Below are 718 nucleotides of genomic sequence, written 5' to 3'. Positions count from 1 at the left end.
TGTCAGTGATGAGGACCGCGAGCGCTTGTTTGCCTGTAACCGCATCTCGGCCCAAGTCTGGAACGATTGTCTGCGCATCGCCAAAGCGTACGCGCTGGAACACGGGCGTTGGATCGGAAGGACAGAACTGCAGCAAGCGACCAAGGGACAGTATCCCATTCACAGCCAGAGCATTCAGGCCGCCTGCCACAAGTATTTGCAAGCCAGAGAAAACACGGTGAAAGCGAAACGAATGGGTCACTCGCAGGTGCGGTATCCTTATAAGCTGAAGGGCCATTATCCGACCAAGTGGGCAGTCCAAGGCTTTGTCATTCACGATGACGGGCGCATCGAACTGAGTGTCGGCCTCCGCGATGGCAAACGGCAGAAAGCGATCGTGGTACAGGTGAAGAACGTTCCGCCCGGCATCGTGAAGGAAATCGAAGTCGTCTACGATCGCGGTCTGTTCTTGTGCATCAGCTATGATGACTGTTGTGAGCCTGCCGCGGCGCAAGGGACGCAAATCGCGGCCGTGGACCCCGGGGAAGTCCATGCGATTGCAGCCGTGACGGAAGACGGCGAGGGGTTGATCGTGACCGGACGCAAGATGCGCAGCATCAAGCGGCTCCGGAATAAGAAGATCAAAGAACTGTACCGGAAGATGTCAAAGTGCAAGAAAGGCAGCCGCCAATGGAAGAAGTATCGGCGTGCCCTTATGTACGTGCTGTCGAAGAGCGAC

1 protein-coding gene is annotated in these 718 nt (G+C 56.5%); it reads left to right on the top strand.

Annotated features, from left to right (window positions below; translation table 11 throughout):
* Positions 1–718, top strand: a 718-nt coding sequence (locus M6D81_RS31620; protein WP_486187842.1) for a nuclease/transposase family protein, incomplete at both ends; no start/stop codon positions are given.

This window comes from Paenibacillus sp. J5C2022 (genome assembly GCF_025567625.1).
Lineage (GTDB): Bacteria > Bacillota > Bacilli > Paenibacillales > Paenibacillaceae > Pristimantibacillus.
Note: the sequence above shows the minus strand (reverse complement) of the source record. Positions and strands in the feature narration are given on the sequence as shown.